Consider the following 1,511-nt stretch of genomic DNA (forward strand, 5'->3'; position numbering starts at 1 on the left):
TTATCCTCACCGATGGAATCGATCGATTCGACATTGTACGCGAATCAGAGTCGGTATACCTGATTCACTATCAGGGGTTTGTCGCCGGCTATGCTCGCGTGACCGCTGCTGGAATCCAGGAATTTGGACACCAGTACCTTGCCGGGGAACGAGGAATTCCAGACTGGTACCTACTTCGTCTCAACGAAACGCCTGACCAACGCCCGTGGTGGGTTCCGGACTCGTACAATCCAGATCGGCATATCGAGTGCAACCGCTGTGCAACAGCAGTGTCACCACCAGAGATTATTACTCCAGGCCGGACTGACGGAGACATCGTGGATTGGCTGTGCCCAGATTGCTGGGCCGATGTTCGTGATCGATGGTCGCCCGAGTGGATCCATGCCGGCAAGGCAGATGTGCATCGAGCAGAGTATCTTGACCGGACGGTGGGTGGTTCGCCCGATGAAGCCAATATCGATGAATTAGTCACGCTTGTTCATTCTGAGCACGAGAAAGCGCAGATGCATGCATTGACTGCACTCGGGCGGCTGATTCCCGAACGCGCAGCTGATATCGTATCGAAACGCCCAGTGCTAGTCGATCAGTTAGATAGTGATGTTATTCTCACACGGTTTGGTGCTCTCAGTTGTCTGGCGCTGCTAGCCGAACACGATCCCGACATGGGGGTCCCAGTTACCGATGAGATAATTCCGCTGCTCGAGCCAGCATCCGATGGCGGTATCCTCGAGGAGGGTATTCGATTTGTTGCTGCGATTGCTGAAGCACATCCGGGTGCTGTCAGAGACGCTGTTCCGAATCTGGTTACCCTCCTTCAGGAGGACCCGCCCGAAGAACAGAAAGCCGTTCAAGCGTTGATCGATATTGCTGGGGCCGAAGCCGACGTCGTAGTTCCCGTCGTTTCTGATCTCCATACCTACATCAAAAACCCCGACTCGAGCCACCGAGCGGGAGCGATCGCCGTGCTTGGATACGTCGCAAAGGAGTACCCAGACGCTGTAGAGATGGCGACCCCGACGATGATTGATCTCTTAGATACATCTGCTGCTCGAACTCGAGCAAATGCTGCTGGTGTACTGGCGGATCTGGCGGAACACCATCCAGCGAGTATGTTGTATGACCTCGAGAGCATCAGTAGACTCGTCGATGACGATGATGACTATGCAAAGCAAAATGCGGCCTACATCCTTGCCCGGGTTGCAGAACAGTATCCGAGTGACGTCAAGCATGCGACCGATGTCTTGATCGATGCACTTGGGGCAGAGAGTGAACATACACGGATCAGTGCGTGTCGCGCGCTCGGCTACGTTGGCGTGAAAACAGCTGTTGGACCGCTCAAGGAACGGCGAGACGAGGACAGCAGTATGGAAGTACAAAAGGCTGCAGGATGGGCTCTCGGCCAGATGAATCATTACTATAGCCTGTTGCATCTTCAATATCAGTTCGCAGGACGTGGCTGGGTAGCCTCGATCCAAGCGACTGAGGACAAGATGTGCCAGATTGACGTTCAT

1 protein-coding gene is annotated in these 1,511 nt (G+C 54.3%); it reads left to right on the top strand.

What is annotated here, in order from left to right:
* On the top strand, positions 1-1,511 hold a 1,511-nt coding region (locus tag D8Y22_RS20055), incomplete at both ends, for a HEAT repeat domain-containing protein (protein WP_174811933.1).

This window comes from Salinadaptatus halalkaliphilus (genome assembly GCF_006543045.1).
In the GTDB taxonomy this organism is placed as follows: domain Archaea; phylum Halobacteriota; class Halobacteria; order Halobacteriales; family Natrialbaceae; genus Salinadaptatus; species Salinadaptatus halalkaliphilus.